At 59.5% G+C, this 13,860-nt stretch carries 9 protein-coding genes; 2 read left to right on the top strand and 7 right to left on the bottom strand.

Annotation, left to right across the window (positions count from 1 at the left end; translation table 11 throughout):
- Positions 1 to 71: 71 nt before the first annotated feature.
- A complete protein-coding gene (locus LVY75_13840; GenBank protein ID XAZ24295.1) occupies positions 72 to 3,794 on the bottom strand; it encodes a DUF1217 domain-containing protein in 3,723 nt (1,240 codons plus the stop codon).
- 300 nt (positions 3,795 to 4,094) lie between these two features.
- Between LVY75_13840 and LVY75_13835 the strand changes: the two genes are divergently transcribed.
- Complete coding sequence (locus tag LVY75_13835) at positions 4,095 to 4,661, top strand: DUF6101 family protein (protein XAZ24294.1); 567 nt, start codon at positions 4,095 to 4,097, stop codon at positions 4,659 to 4,661.
- A gap of 76 nt (positions 4,662 to 4,737) precedes the next feature.
- Here LVY75_13835 and ubiA read toward each other — a convergent pair whose 3' ends face one another.
- The 5 genes from ubiA to LVY75_13810 all read right to left on the bottom strand — a co-directional run bounded on the left by ubiA (position 4,738) and on the right by LVY75_13810 (position 11,123).
- A complete protein-coding gene (gene ubiA, locus LVY75_13830) occupies positions 4,738 to 5,697 on the bottom strand; it encodes a 4-hydroxybenzoate octaprenyltransferase (protein XAZ24293.1) in 960 nt (319 codons plus the stop codon).
- A gap of 167 nt (positions 5,698 to 5,864) precedes the next feature.
- On the bottom strand, positions 5,865 to 6,674 hold the full coding sequence (locus LVY75_13825) for a MipA/OmpV family protein (protein ID XAZ24292.1): 810 nt from the start codon (positions 6,672 to 6,674) through the stop codon (positions 5,865 to 5,867).
- A gap of 118 nt (positions 6,675 to 6,792) precedes the next feature.
- Entirely contained in the window at positions 6,793 to 7,371 is a 579-nt protein-coding gene (locus LVY75_13820; protein ID XAZ24291.1) for a histidine phosphatase family protein, read from the bottom strand.
- A gap of 48 nt (positions 7,372 to 7,419) precedes the next feature.
- Entirely contained in the window at positions 7,420 to 8,679 is a 1,260-nt protein-coding gene (locus LVY75_13815) for a cyclopropane-fatty-acyl-phospholipid synthase family protein (GenBank protein XAZ24290.1), read from the bottom strand.
- Between the two features lie 125 nt (positions 8,680 to 8,804).
- Entirely contained in the window at positions 8,805 to 11,123 is a 2,319-nt protein-coding gene (locus LVY75_13810; GenBank protein XAZ24289.1) for an RNA-binding transcriptional accessory protein, read from the bottom strand.
- A 238-nt stretch (positions 11,124 to 11,361) separates the two neighbouring features.
- On the opposite strand from LVY75_13810, the gene glyS reads away from it, so the two are divergent.
- Complete coding sequence (glyS, locus tag LVY75_13805; GenBank protein XAZ24288.1) at positions 11,362 to 13,539, top strand: glycine--tRNA ligase subunit beta; 2,178 nt, start codon at positions 11,362 to 11,364, stop codon at positions 13,537 to 13,539.
- Positions 13,540 to 13,588: 49 nt separating this feature from the next.
- On the opposite strand, the gene LVY75_13800 is transcribed toward glyS, so the two are convergent.
- Positions 13,589 to 13,798: a 4-oxalocrotonate tautomerase family protein gene (locus LVY75_13800; GenBank protein XAZ24287.1), complete on the bottom strand. Its 210-nt coding sequence runs from the start codon at positions 13,796 to 13,798 to the stop codon at positions 13,589 to 13,591.
- Between the last annotated feature and the right edge of the window lie 62 nt (positions 13,799 to 13,860).

Below are 13,860 nucleotides of genomic sequence, written 5' to 3'. Positions count from 1 at the left end.
CGCAAAACCGCTGCACGGTTTTGCGCGACATGCTTTAGAACCTTCGTGGGCTCCGGCAGGCTACACCATTATCAGAGCAGCGATGACGCCTGGCCGGTACCGCCGGTCAGGAGCTGGAGCGCCGGCGACTGCTGCGTGTTGTTCTTGATATCGTACATGGCCGTGAAACGCTTGATGAGCTTGTCGACCTTCTTCGGATCCTGAAGGTCTTCGAGCTTCACGAAGCGACCGAGAAGATCGACCTGCTTGGTCACGTCCATTGCCGAAATCTGCTGGGGCAGGCTATAGGCGGTCTGGATGACCTGATAGAGTGCCTTGTCACCGAGAATGTTGTAGAGCGACGTGACGTCACCGGCCTTGCGCTTGAAATAGAGCGCCAGGCGAACGCCATCGTTCTTTTCGCCCTCTTGGGCTTCCAGGGTCATCTGCACATATTGCTGCTGCGTGCTTGCTTCGGCCTGCTTGTCCTGGATGGTGCCCATCTTGGCGCGGGTCAGGTTGCCGTCCTTGTCGAAATTGAAGGAGGCGACGATTTCCTTGAAGCGCGCGTCAGCCGTGGTGTTGAGATAGCTCTTCTTGTCGTCAGGATCGGAGGTGAAGATCTTCTTCAGCGTATCCTTGTCGTAATTCTTCGGATCGAGGCCATTTGCTTTCAGCACAAGATCCGTCAGGCGCTTGTCGGCCAGGAAATCATCGAGCGACGTTATGGTTGGAATGGTCTTGCCGAAATAATCCACTTCCTTGGTCGCATCCTTTGAAGCGCGGTCCTTTGCAGGACCGTCCTTCATGAGCATGGTCACGTGCGACTTATAATCGGTCGCATATTTCGCCATGGTGGCAGCAGAGAGCGCCGACATGGGCTCGGCAGCTTTGCCATCGGCGCCGAAATTGAAGGCACGGACCATATTGGTGATGCGCTCATCCTTGAATGACGCGACATATCCCTTCGGATCGTAGGGGTCGCTGACGAGCAGCTTGCGCATGGTGGAGCGCGAGACGTCGTTCGTCGTCAGACCATAGGCCTGCAGCGCTATCTGATAAAGGTCCGGATAGGAGTCGTTACCGAGGAGCGTATCGGCGGTCTTGTTGGTCTTCATGAAATCATTGACATTCTTCACGCCATTGGCGTCATCCATTCGCGACTTGTAGTTCGCGATGATGCGGTCGATGAGATCGTTGCCCTGATTGTTGGCGCGAGCGCCGTAATTGTCTGACGTGTTCGTCGTCTGCTCACCGGTCTGGGGCGAGGTCGAGGTTGGCAGCGACCCGTCCGCAGCGAAATTGAAAGCGGCGTTCAGATCAGCCTGGCCGACGGATGCTGCATGGGCCGGGTCGGTGAGAATGCTCTTCAGCTCGGCGTTGCTGGTGTCGTAGGCCAGGCCATACGCCATTTTGAGATAGTCAGTCAGGGATGAATCGGCGAGCAGCTGGTCGACATCATTGACGTCGCCCATCCGGTCAAGGGTGCTTTGCTCCCGTATGCTGGCAGCCGAGTTCAAGGAGGCCATCTGCGTGGTGGTCTGCGCCGGAAGACCGGGGGCAACGGTGCCGTCCGCCTGGAAATTGAACGCAGCCTTCACATTGGCATAGGGACCGGTACCGCTTTGATCGGTGAGGATGTTGCGCAGATCAGTGTCCGAAACGCTCGCCGGGATACTGAAGGCATAACGGATGTAATTGTTGAGCTTCTGATCGGCCAGCAACTGATCGACGCTGGCGATCGAAGGCATCGTCCTGCCGTAATAGGAGGCGGCGTCGTCCGCCTTTGTGTTCATTGCTGCAACCTGGTCGGCGCTCTGCGAGAACGTGTTTTGAGCGACCGTCCCGTCCTGACGGAAGTTGAAGAGCTGGTAGACGTCGCTATAGCCCTGGGCCGCCGCGACCGTCGGATCGGTCAGAATGCCGCGAAGCGTAGTGTCGCTGACGTCGTCGCCGATCTGCAGGTTGGTGCGCAGGAAGCTGACCAATTTGTCGTCGGCGAGGAAAACGTCAACGGCCGCGGTCGAGCCGTTGTTCGAGAGATCCGGGAGCTTGGCCTGATAGTAGGACGCATTGGCTGCAGCGAGCTGGTTGATGCTCTTGAGCTGCGCGTCGCTCTGGATCGTGCCGTTGATCGAACCATCCGCGTTGAAATTGAAGGCGTCATGGATGTCCTGATGGCCCGCCGTCGTGGCGTAGGCGGAATCCGTGAGGATGTTCTTCAGCTCGGCATTGCTGAAATCCTGGCCAAGGCCGTAGGCATCCTTGATGTAAGAGGTCAGAGTCTTGTCGGAAAGCAGTTCGTCGACGTTGGTGATCGTGCTCGGACCGCTCGCGGGTATCATCTTGTTCGAGAAGTAGCCGGTAACGTTCGACGCTGCATTCACCATGCCCGTCAACTGATCATAGGATTGCGCGCGCTTCGTCGGGGAGACCGTACCGTCGGACTTGAAGTTGAAGGCCTTGTAAGCCTCTCCCATATCGACCGAACGGGCATAGGTCGGATCTGTCAGGACGCTCTTCAGCTGCGTAAAGCCCGGATCCATGCCGAATGCGGCGCGAACGTAGTCTGCAAGCCGCTTGTCGTTGACCAATTGATCGACATTGGTGATCGTGCCGATCTTGGACTGATAGTAGCTCTTGTTGAGATCCGACATTGCCGGGCTGGTATAGTACACATCGCTGGCTGTGCCGTCGCGGTCGACGATCTGCGGTGCAGTCTTGATGTTATACTGTTCGATGACGTTGTTCTTCTGTGTCGCAGTCTGGGCCACGCCGCCAACTGCAGGCGCGCGGAACGCGTATAGTTCTGCGACCTCATCGGTCTGGCCGGAATTCTGGGCCGAACCATCGACCGAACCATCGGCTTTGAAATTGAAGTAAGAACGAAGTTCCTTGTATTTGTCGCCGACATAGTTGAGCGACGGATTAGGGTTGTTGAGCGGCGCGTCGCCGCCAAGTGTGGCCGGATCGCTTGTCAGCACCATCTTGATGAAAGCGTCGTCGGCCGTTGCCGGATCGATGCCGACGGACTGGAGCGCCACCGTGCGCAGGCGCGGATCGGCGAGCAAGTCGTCGACCGACTGCACCGAACCGATATTGGCGCGAAAATACTGGGTGTCGCCATTGTCCGGCTTGAAGTTGAACTGCTGGGCGAGCGCATAGAGCTTGTCACCGACATAGGTCTTGGTCGGATCGTAGGCCGGATCGCTCGTATCGGGCGCATTGCCGCCAAGCTTGCTGATGTCCGTGGATAGGACGCTGGCGATGTAGTCCTTCGAGATGTAGGTCGGGTCGATGCCGACGCTCTTCAACGCGTAATTCAACAGGCGGGAATTGCCGACGAAGTCCTGGACGTTCTTCACGTCGTCCATCTGCGCGCTGTAGTATTTCGTTTCCGTGGCGGCCTGATCGGCTGCATCGGCGAAGGATTGCTTGTAGAGGCCGATCAGATCGTCTTCCTGCGCGTCCGTCTGAATATCCTTGGGCGGCGCGTGGAAATTGAAGGCGGAGGCAAATTCCTTGTAACGCGTGTCGGAAAGCTTGTTGGCGAAACTGTTCGCGTCCGTGAGATCGCTTTCCACAACCTTCTTCATGAAGGCCTTGGCATAGATCATGTCATCAAGCCCGTAAGCTTTCATGGCGTAGCTGTAGAGCTTGTAATCGCCAAGGAAGTCGTCGACGTCCTTCACCTTGTTGATGTTGTCGGCGTAATACTGAGCATCTTTTTTGACCTGCGTCTGATTGGCGACGCGGTCGAGGCTTTTCGGCATATCACGAGACAGAATGACGTATGCCAGGGATGCCGTGATCATGAATGCGCCCTTTTCAGCAAAGTCTTTAAAGAATGACGGACTATTGGTGCGAGCATTTTGCCATGCAAAACTTACCCGAGACTTACCTGGAGCTGTCCTGCTCTGGCACGGGGCCGCGTTCATATTCCGGAAACCGTGCCATATTCGTTTTTGCTAACCATCCCCGGAGGCAGGATTTTTTTAACCGCAATTTTTAAGCTGTACGGAACGGCGGCCGCCTATTGTCGGGCCATAGAGGACGAAAAGTCCCAAGGAGAAGACCGGAAACCGGCTCTCAGGTAAGACAAGGGTAGAAATGAAATGAAGGATACCGTTCTGAAGCCCGTCTGGGCTGGCACGACATTGCGTCTTGATCCGTCTCGCTTTCCGCAGCAGGTAAGCTATGCCATCCACGACGATACCGGTGACGTCAGCATAACGATCGACGAACGCGGCGCAGTCCTGCGCAAGATTCTCCCCTCCAGCGGCCTGCCACTCTCCATCGCCCTGCCGCGACGTGTCTTCAAGGGCGTTGCAGCCCGCGCCATCGACCACGGCAATGGTGAAGTCACCGTGACGCTCGAGCTGCATCACGAAGATCCGGAACTCTGCATCCCGCTGCTCGTCGCCCACGATCTCGGCGATATCGCCGCCGACTGGCGCAGCTGGTCGGAAGCCTTCGGCATTCCTATGCTGATGGTGGAAGCCGATGGCATCGCCCGCCCCCTCGAAGAACATCTCGGCGGACTGCGCACCAGCGAAATGAAGCCGCGCCGCCGCCACGCCTATTTCGCAAACCGTCGCCCGCGCTTCCTCGTGCGCCGCACGACCGGCAAGCTCGGCGTCCTCATGAAGATCGAAGGCAAGGAAATCATCGCTCGCAACTGAGCGATACGTTCCGACCCGTTTTCAAACCCGGCCATCGCGCCGGGTTTTTCATTTAACGGACATTCCTCACTTCAGTTCAGGGAATGGCGAAAAGCAGCGAGACGAACAGGCCGAGGAAGATGATCCACCCAACTCGGGTGTTCGATTTGAAGAGCGCCAGGCACTGAGCGCCGTCGTCGATATCGAGCGTTCTGATCTGCCAGGCGAACATTCCGGCCGCAATCAGCAGGCCGATGAAGGCCAGAATGCCGACGCCGGCAAGCGCGAAGGACAGGAACATCAGCACTAGGGTCAGCCCGTACAGGCCGATAAGCGCAAGATGTGTGCGCTCGCCGAACAGGCGGGCCGTCGAGCGAACGCCGATCAGTTCGTCGTCCTCCTTGTCCTGATGGGCGTAGATCGTGTCGTAACCGATCGTCCAGACGACCGAGGCAAGGTAAAGCAGGACGGCAGAGAAGGAGAGGCTACCGAAAATGCCTGCCCAGCCCATGAGCGCACCCCAGGAAAAGGCGAGACCGAGGAAGAATTGCGGCCAGTCGGTAAAGCGCTTGGCGAAGGGATAGAGGGCGACGACGCCGAGCGACAGAACGCCAAGAAGCACGGCAAACCAGTTGAACTGCAACAGCACTAAGAGGCCGACCAGCGCCTGCAGTGCGATGAAAATCTTCGCCTGCCTGCGGGTCACACGACCCGAGGGCAGAGGACGCGAGCGGGTGCGCGCCACCTGCGTGTCGATCTCGTGGTCGACAAGGTCATTATAGGTGCAGCCGGCGCCGCGCATGGCGACAGAGCCTATAAAATACAAGAACAGATGGTAGAGAAGCAGGGCGCCGGAAAACACACGCGGTTCGATTGCCGCATTGGCGGCAAGCGTGGCCGACCAGAAGCACGGCCACATGAGAAGCTGCCATCCGATCGGCCGGTCCCAGCGCGCAAGCTGCGCATAGGGCCATAGCCAGGGCGGCAGGATGCGATAAACCCAATTATCCGAGGGCGCATCGGCAACGCGCCCGTTGAGACCATCAATCTGTTGCATGCCGACATCTAGCGACGGGCGGCGTTGATGGTCAAGACTTCATCGCCTTCGAGGTCGCCCTTCGCGGCGCGATGGAGGTGCTTCGTCCCACAAGGGACCTGCCCTGCGCGACAAAGGAAGTTCATCGCATCGATGGCCGGCTGGGTTTAGACGATTCGAATAGCCGATCAGTTCAGCGTGAAATTGAACTTGTAGCTTGCCGACACACCGATCAGGAACTGGTTCTTCGACCCTTTCTCCCGCACGAGGCTGCTGTCGGCTGCCGGACCAGCGAGGCGCTTATATTCCGCGAAGGCGCTCGTCGACAGGTTCTCCGTTGCGTTCCAGGTGAGTGCGGTGCCGGCACCGTACGACTGGATGCCGCCCGAGGGATCATATGGCTTCAGTCCGCTTGCAGCCGACTGCGCTTCGTTGACGCCATAATAGGAATGGAAATAGCCGCTGGTCGCAAAGGTGGCACGCGGGCCTCCCGATAGCTGCAAATCGGGCGCGATATCGGTGAAGGCATCAAGAGCCACGTCGGCCACAAGCCCGTCATGCGAGCGGATGCCTTGGCGCACTTCGGCGCGAGCGCGCAGCCAGTCGGTCGGATAGACTTCCGCAAAACCACCGATTTCGGCGCCCCATTTGACCTTCTTCAGCCCGCGCAGATCGCTGTCGTCATCCTGGTCACGCTGCGGCACGTAGCGGCCGACGATACCGGCGCGGAAGCGGCTGTTATCAACAAGGGCGAACGAGGGATTGTCGTTGCGCGAGGAAAAACGCGGGCCGGGACCTTGACGTCCTGCAGAGATCAGCGGGCTGAACTTGAATTCGTTGGTCGACGCGCCTTCGAATTTCGGTGCTGAAAAGCCCGATACGCCGACTTTCAGATACCAGTCACCCGACCACCAATGGCCGCCTTCCTGAGCAGAAGCGGTGCTGAATGAAGCAAGGGCAATAGCTAAGGAGATCGATACGACTGATCGATTAAACACAATCCGCACTCCAGAAAAACGCAATACAAGAACGGCCGCGGACGGCGGCGGTCGCTACATTTATAGCGAGGGTGTTACGTCATTCTTAACCAAGAGAGCGAGATCGAGGGGATCAGAATTACTTCTGGTTCCAGCGGCGGATGACCGGCTCGGTCAGATCGTGCTCGTAGCCGAGGACACTGACGCTCGTTGTATCCAGAATGAAGCGGGAGCCGTCTTCCGGCGGCAAACCGAGCCAGCGGGCGCCAAGCACGCGCAGGAAATGCGAGCTCGAAAAGATCAGGATCGGTGCATTGGCCTCGCGCAGTTCGGCAATGATACGATCCGCACGGGCACCGACATCGCTTGCCGCTTCACCATCAGGGCAACCATCGCGAAAGAGCCGCCAGCCGGGACGCTTGGAGAGGATTTCCTTGGTGGTGATGCCTTCATAGGCGCCGTAATCCCATTCGGCGAGATCGGCCTTGATGATTGCCCCCTCCCCGAAACCAGCAAGCGCGCAGGTATTGCGCGCCCTCTGCGACGGGCTCGACCAGACGGCGGATACCGAAAGACCTGAAAGCCGCGGAGCAAGCGCGCGTGCCGCCGCCTCGCCATTTTCGGTCAGCGGGATATCGCTGCGGCCGGTATGCTGGCCGGACAGCGACCATGCCGTCTCGCCATGGCGCACGATGGTGATTTCAGGAAATGCGCTCATATCCGTCTCTCCAAAAAGAAAAAGCGCGGCCCAGCCGCGCTTTCGACATCAGAAGGTGAATTTTTCCAGGGGTGGGCGCGTCGCCTCGAATTCCCGGAGCTTCGTCTCGTTTTGCGGAATGTAATTCCGGTTATCGGGCGTCGCAAACTGGTTCTTGGTGATCTGGATCTGCTCGATGAAAAGTTCATCCCAGCGGAAGCCCATTTCGGAGCCAGCCAGATAGAATTCCCACATGCGGAAGAACTTCTCGTCGTAAAGTGCCACCGCCTCCTGCCTGCGGGCCACGAAGCGCTCGCGCCAGTGGCGCAGCGTATAGGCATAGTGAAGAGGCAGCACTTCGACGTCGCGGGTCAGCAGGCCGGCCTTTTCAAGCGGAACCAGCGTTTCGGCGATCGAGGGAATATAGCCCTGCGGGAAGATATATTTCTCGATGAATGCATTGGTGGCGAAACTCGGCTTCGGACGCGCGATCGAATGCAGTAGCATGACGCCGTTGTCATCCAGCAGTTCGTGCACCTTCTTGAAGAAGTTGCCGTAATTGCCGATGCCGACATGTTCGAACATGCCGACCGAGACGATACGGTCGAACTTCTTGCCCGTCAGGTAACGATAGTCCTGCAGCTCGAAGCGGACGCGATCGGTAAGACCGCGTTTCTGAGCCCGTTCGCGGGAAATCTTCAGCTGCTCTTCGCTGAGCGTGATGCCGGTAACATCAAGGCCGGGCGTCGATTCCGCGAGATACATGGCCATGCCGCCCCAGCCGGAGCCGATTTCCAGCACGCGCTGACCCGGTTGCGGATTGAGCTTGGCCGCGATGTGGCGCTTCTTGGCAACCTGCGCCTCTTCCAGGCCAATGCCCGGCGGATCGAAATAGGCACAGGAATATTGCCAGTCCTCATCGAGGAAGAGTTCGAAGAGCTTTTCCGACAGGTCGTAATGGTGGGCGACATTACGCTTGTTATGGTTGACCGGTATGCGGCTCTTGAGCTGCTGCATGGCGATGCGGCCGATCAGCAGGGCGGCCATCTTGAAATCGAAGATTTCGTTGGTGGTGTTCTGCTTCACCAAGGCGAGGAAGTCGTAGATGTTGCCCTGTTCGAGGATGAACCGGCCTTCCATATACATTTCGCCGAGCTTCAGCGTCGGATCGCGACGGATCGCATCCTCGGCCTCCTGATCGGCAAGACGAGCGGCAACCGGTTCCCCGGTGCCATCGCCAATCGTGTGGGTCTCGCCATTGGCGAGCGTAAGGGTCAAAGAACCCTTGCGGACAATTTTTTGGACAATCGATAAGAATGCCGACGCCATGGACGCCTCGCAAATGTGACAGGATGGTCACATCAACTTAATAGCTCTCTTCTGCCTTACAAGCGCCGGATTTAGCACTCCGCAGATTCAATTGCCAAAGTGTGACATTTTTGCAAATATAGGGGCTAAGCCCTTATTTTCGCTTCATGGCTTCGGCGAGCGCCGCGCCGAATGCGCCCTGGCTCTGTGGCTTGGACTGTGCCGGCTTGCGGTCCTGTTGCGGGCGCTGGCCGACATTCGGGCGCGAACTCAGCACGCGGAGAACCCGCGGAAACGCCGTCATCCTTGCGCATGGAGAGGCCGATGCGCTTGCGCTTCACATCCACCTCAACCACACGAACCTTGACGACATCGCCAGCCTTCACGATTTCGTGAGGATCCTTGATGAAGCGGTCGGCAAGCTGGGACACGTGGACCAGGCCATCCTGATGCACGCCGATATCGACGAAAGCACCGAAGGCCGCGACGTTGGTCACCGTGCCTTCCAGCATCATGCCCGGCTTCAGGTCGCTGATTTCGTTGATGCCTTCGGCGAAGGTCGCGGTCTTGAAGCTCGGGCGCGGGTCGCGGCCGGGCTTGTCGAGCTCAGCGATGATGTCCTTGACCGTCGGCAGGCCGAACTTCTCGTCGATGAATTTGCGCGGGTCGAGCGCCTTCAGCGTGGCGCTGTCGCCCATCAGCGAACGCAGGTCACGGCCGCAAGCAGCGACGATCTTCTTTGCGACACCATAGGCTTCCGGATGCACGGAAGAAGCGTCGAGCGGCTCCCTGCCATCAGGGATGCGCAGGAAGCCGGCTGCCTGCTCGAAGGTGCGCTGGCCGAGCCGGGCCACCTTCAGGAGATCCTTGCGGCTCTCGAAAGCACCATTCTGGTCGCGGTGCAGGACGATCGCATCGGCGATGGAACGGCCGAGGCCAGAGACGCGCGACAGAAGCGGCGCCGACGCGGTATTGAGATCGACACCGACGGCATTCACGGCATCTTCGACGACTGCATCGAGCGAGCGGGAGAGCTTCGTCTGATCGACATCGTGCTGATATTGGCCAACGCCGATCGACTTCGGCTCGATCTTGACGAGTTCGGCGAGCGGGTCCTGCAGGCGCCTCGCGATGGAGACGGCGCCGCGCAGCGACACGTCCAGTTGCGGGAATTCGGCGGCTGCGGTTTCAGACGCCGAATAGATGGAAGCGCCGGCTTCCGAGACGATGACCTTGGTGGGTTTGGGCGCCGGAAGGGCGGCAAGCATATCGGCCACCAGCTTTTCCGTCTCGCGGCTGCCAGTGCCGTTACCTATGGCGATCAGCTCGACATTATGCTTGCGGATCAACGAGGCAAGCTCGGCCTGCGTGCCGCGCACATCATTCTTCGGCGGGAACGGATAGACGGTGGTCGTATCGAGCAGCTTGCCGGTGCCATCGATGATCGCGACCTTGACGCCGGTGCGGATGCCCGGATCGAGGCCCATCGTGGCGCGCGAACCGGCGGGTGCTGCCAGAAGCAGATCCTTGAGATTGCGGGCAAAGACGTGGATCGCCTCTTCCTCCGCCCTTTCGCGCAACTCGCGCATCAGGTCGAGCGACAGCGACATGGAGAGCTTCACACGCCAGGTCCAGCTTGCGGCATCCATCAGCCAGCGGTCGCCGGGGCGCGACGCGCCGATTTCATAGGCGGTCGCAATCATGCGCTCGACCGGCTTGTTCGGCGAGGCGATCTCGGCATCGGCCTCGATCGTCAGCGTCAGCACTTCCTCATTCCAGCCGCGCAGCATGGCGAGCGCGCGGTGGCCGGGAGCCGTCGCCCAGCGTTCGGAATGATCGAAATAGTCCGAGAATTTCTCGCCGGTCGCCTGCTTGCCATCCACGACCTTGGCTTTCAGAAGTGCGGCATTGCGCAGATGGGCGCGCAGCTTGCCGAGCAGATCGGCATTTTCGGCAAAACCTTCGGCGACGATGTCGCGCGCGCCTTCGAGCGCCGTCTTCACGTCGGGCACGTCGGCGGTGATATAGGCTTCGGCGAGCGTTGCCGGCTCCTTGCTGCGGTCGGCAAGGATCGCCTCGGCAAGCGGGCCGAGGCCGCGTTCCCTGGCGATTTCGGCCCGGGTGCGACGCTTCGGCTTGTAGGGCAGGTAGAGGTCTTCAAGCTCGGCCTTGGTGGCGGCGCCCGAAAGCTTCGCCATCAATTCCTCGGTCATCTTGCCCTGGCCGGTGACGGATTCGATGATCGTATCGCGGCGGGCTTCGAGCTCGCGCAGATAGACCAGACGTTCGGCCAGTGTGCGCAGCTGCGTATCGTCGAGACCGCCGGTCACTTCCTTGCGGTAGCGGGCAATGAACGGCACTGTCGCGCCTTCGTCCAGCAGCTCGATCGCAGCCTTGGCCTGATCGGGCCGGGCATTGATTTCAGCGGAGATGCTTGCTGCGAGCGAACGAAGGTCAGCGGCCATGGGATTTCCTGCGGTTTGTTAGGGTGGGCGGACCATAGCGGCGAAAAGCGGCAAGGCAATGCCTCCCGCCGCTTTCCACAGTTGAAGGCAGCGCTCCCAGCGATTTAAGCGGCATGACTGAGGCGCAATTGAGCCTTCTTCTTCCTGTTTTTGCGGTTGTGCAGATGCGGCATTCTTTGGTAGCAGAGGCGACCATTTTTGATTGCCCCTGCCCTGCAGGCGCCAGGAAAAGAGTACCATGCCGAACCTGCTTCTCGAACTTCGCTCCGAAGAGATCCCCGCCCGCATGCAGCGCAAGGCCGCCGGCGATCTCAAGAAGCTCCTGACCGATGCCCTGGTGGAAGCAGGCCTGACATACGAAGGTGCGCGCGAATATTGGACGCCGCGCCGCCTGACGCTCGATATTCACGGCCTGACGGCCCGCTCCGCCGATGTGCGCGAAGAGCGCAAGGGGCCGCGTACCGACGCTAATGAAAAGGCGATCGAGGGCTTCCTGCGTGGCGCCGGCCTTTCCTCCATTTCCGAAGCGCAGGTCGTCAGCGATCCCAAGAAGGGCGATTTCTACGTTGCCGTCATCTCCAAACCGGGTCGCAGCGCGGAAGAGATCATCGCCGAAGTCATGCCCGGCATCATCAAGGATTTCCCGTGGCCTAAGTCGATGCGTTGGGGCAAGGCTTCCTCGCAGCCGGGTTCGCTGCGCTGGGTGCGCCCGCTGCAGTCGATCGTCTGCACCTTCGGCAGCGAGCATGAAGAAACCGTTGTCATTCCCTTCGAGATCGATGGTCTCGTCGCCTCCAATGTGACCTACGGCCATCGCTTCCACGCGCCCGAGGCGATCACCGTCAAGCGTTTCGACGATTATGTCGCGAGCCTCGAAAAGGCGAAGGTCATCCTCGATGCGGAGCGGCGCAAGGATATCATCCTGCATGACGCTCGCGACATTGCCTTTGCCAGCGGGCTTGAGCTGGTCGAGGACGAAGGCCTGCTGGAAGAGGTCTCCGGCCTCGTCGAATGGCCGCAGGTGCTGATGGGCTCCTTCGAGGAGGATTACCTTTCGATCCCGTCGGAGATCATTCGCCTGACCATCAAGACCAACCAGAAATGCTTCGTAACTCGCAAACAGGGCGAAGAGACGCTTTCGAACAAGTTCATCCTCGTTTCCAACATCCAGGCGACTGACGGTGGCAAGGAAATCGTCCACGGAAACGGCAAGGTCGTGCGTGCGCGCCTGTCCGACGCGCTGCATTTCTGGAAGCGCGACCAGGGCAACCTGCCAGACCTCGAAACGCTGGAAGCTTCCGCCAAGAAATTCAGCCTCGACCTTGCCAAGCCGCTCGACCAGCGCATGGCCAAGCTCGATGCGCTGAGCGTGACCTTCCATGCCAAGCTTGGCACGCAGGGCGACCGCGTCGAGCGCATCCGGGCGATGGCTGCCAAGATCGCCATGCCTGTTGGTGCCGATTACAAGGTGGTGGATCGCGCCGCGGTTCTCTGCAAGGCGGACCTGCGCACCGAAGCGGTCGGCGAATTCCCGGAACTGCAGGGTGTCATGGGCCGCAAATATGCCGCGCTGCAGGGCGAAGATGTCTCGGTTTCCACCGCCATAGAAGACCATTACAAGCCGCAGGGCCCATCCGACCGCGTGCCTGACGACAAGGTTGCGATCACGGTGGCGCTCGCCGACAAGCTCGATACGCTGATCGGTTTCTGGGCGATCGACGAAAAGCCAACCGGCTCGAAGGATCCGTTTGCATTGCGCCGTGCCGCGCTCGGCATTATCCGCATCCTGCTCGAAAAGCGTGCCCGCGTGACACTATTGCCGCGCATCATCTCCCATATGCAGCGCATCGACATGGATATCGGCGCCAATATTGCTACCGACGACCTGTCGCGGCAGTTCGACTTGCTCTCCTTCTTCCATGATCGCCTGAAGGTCTATCTGCGCGACCAGGGCGCCCGCCACGATCTTATCGATGCGGTCTTGACGCCTGAATCCGACGACCTCCTGATGGTCGCCCGCCGTGTCGAGGCGCTGACCGCCTTCATCACCTCGGAAGACGGCATCAACCTTTTGGCCGGCACCAAGCGCGCGACGCAGCTTCTGGCCGCCGAGGAGAAGAAGGGCACTGTCGTTGCGGACGGCGTTTCCGAGGCCTTGCTTAAGCTTGATGCCGAGAAGGAACTGTTCGCGGCCATCAGCAAGGCTGCGTCGGAAGCTGCCGGCGCCGTTGCGCACGAAGACTTCCGCTCGGCCATGGAAGCGCTGTCGAAGCTGCGTGCCCCCGTCGACCGCTTCTTCACCGATGTGCTGGTCAATGACGAGGATGCCGCGATCCGCGCCAACCGTCTTGCGCTGTTGCGGATGATCCGGGCGGCGACCGGTACGGTGGCGGATTTCTCGAAGATCGCCGGCTGAACGGCCGACAAAAAAAATGGGGCCAGATGGCCCCATTTTGCTTTTGCCCTTATCGTCCCTTTTGCATCTTGGCGATGGTGAGCGTTTCTCCGGCGCGGCCATAGCCGCCATCGATGACTTCATCGACGAGAACCATCGTGTAGGGGCGGACGCCCTCCCCGAAAAAGTCAACGAACATGGCGGTCGTGCGGAGGATGATGTCCTCCTTCTGCTCCGACGTCAGAGTACCCTCGGGAAACTTGTAATTTGCGAATGGCATGATGAACTCCTGCCCGGTTTATGTTGCGACCGGGCGAAGGTAGCGCCGATCTCGGCATGCTT

The sequence above is a fragment of the Sinorhizobium sp. B11 genome, assembly GCA_039725955.1.
Lineage (GTDB): Bacteria > Pseudomonadota > Alphaproteobacteria > Rhizobiales > Rhizobiaceae > Rhizobium.
Note: the sequence above shows the minus strand (reverse complement) of the source record. Positions and strands in the feature narration are given on the sequence as shown.